At 40.1% G+C, this 1,755-nt stretch carries 1 pseudogene; it reads right to left on the bottom strand.

Annotation, left to right across the window (positions count from 1 at the left end):
- Positions 1-240: 240 nt before the first annotated feature.
- Positions 241-1,755 (bottom strand): annotated as a pseudogene (locus tag C1634_RS25620) (FISUMP domain-containing protein); the annotation flags it as partial.

The following is a 1,755-nucleotide window of genomic DNA, read 5'->3' as shown; positions in this document are numbered from 1 at the left end:
TTTCTCATATAAAAAATAGAATTAATTTTTATTTACCTTGACATCCTTATTCTTTACTCCGAAATTTTCTATATAAAAGCTATCCTGACAGATATACAATCTCCTAATGAACAATTCAGCAGAAAAAGACATCTGCAATTTTGCAAAACATAAGCTTTAGTCCTTGAGACAAGAGCAAAAAGATTCATAAGACAATTCCTTTCAGTATATCTCAACAGACTCAATACAAGAAACTAAAGTTTAATCTTTGATACAACGAATAGAGGAGGTTTCTGAACGATAAATATAACCTATATTAGAAGAAGCCCAGGTTGCAGAATTACTGCTATTTACCGAATTAATCCAATAGAAACCCGTTAACCCAATACTAAAAAAGGAGCCCAAATTCTGACGACGACCAGCAGCAGAAAATCTTAAAACTGAACTTGCAGCAGTAGCAGGATTGGTGATTCCAGCTGCAGTCGCTAAGGTATTAAACTCTGTGTTCGTAGGTACTCTAAAACCTGACGGACATGGGTTGTTAGCACTTGAAGCACTTGCCCAAAGCGTGTCATCTTGTGTTGTTCTCCAATCAAAGGGTGATGCACCATTAGTAATAAATAAAGCGTCAGTTGGAGTATTGTTTAAAGTGGACGTTGTACCATTTACGGCGGTTCCTAAGGTCCCACCAGTCCATGTAATTAATTCATGTCCATCAGGTTTCCTTCCCCATTGGAAGAAGCTTCCGTATGCTAAATAATCGGTAGAACTCGTAGCTTGTTGTGCCGGATCAAAACTGGCGTGATTGATATTAGCATAATGAGCCCCTAAATTGTTGTTTAACCAAACTTTTCCATCTTCTGCAACAATCGGTAAATACAACATCATATGGGTTGCACTATTGCCGGTATTATCAGCAACACCAAACATCCTGTCCGGAATCCCTGCAATGTCTCTTACACTATAGCTCGTGGTATTCCCAGCATTATTATAAGGGTACGTAAACTGCCCCATTAACACACCCAATGCATCATTACCAATACCGGAATTAACATCCAGCTTTTTAGCATTTAATGTACCACCAATAGATTTGATGGTTGCAGTAATAGATTTGGTTCCCGAAGTGTAAGCCTGTGATGCCCAAGATAGCGTTAGATTTCTGCTGATACCATCTTCGGTCATATCTGCAGGTATGGTAATTGTAGTAGAATAAGCTGGTAAAGTACCACTGCCTGTAGCCGTTACGGGTATGGTAATCGTTACACCTGATGGAGTAATAGTTCCCTGTACATTGACTGTTACCACTTCGTTGGATCCATCAGCTGCCTGTGTATTGGTCGTTGCTGCTCCTGTTGGTACTGTATAAGGAAGGTAATCCTTGTCATACACGGAGGCTATCATATACTTCCGGTTTTCTGCCAAAGTAATACTCGAAGGAATGGTAATAGATGATATGACTTCTCTGGTGAGTATACAGCTTTGGCCACAAATACTGATTGAAAAGCTTGCTGTTCCCGATCCTGATGGCGTACCACTAATCGTATATGTTACACTGCCATTACCATTAGCTAACGTTCCTGAAGCCAATGTAGCTGTTAATCCTGTTACTCCTGTTGAAGAAACAGACTGAGCATTATACAATCCCCCGTTACCACCTGTATAAGAGATCACTGAACTTACACCACTCACTGCACTGCCCTCTGTTAAAGTACCGCTATTTACAGCTCCGGAACAATCTAGAGAACTTACTGCAGACGAAAGAACAACAGTCCTTGT

The organism is Chryseobacterium viscerum (assembly GCF_002899945.2).
Taxonomy (GTDB): Bacteria; Bacteroidota; Bacteroidia; order Flavobacteriales; family Weeksellaceae; genus Chryseobacterium; species Chryseobacterium viscerum.
Note: the sequence above shows the minus strand (reverse complement) of the source record. Positions and strands in the feature narration are given on the sequence as shown.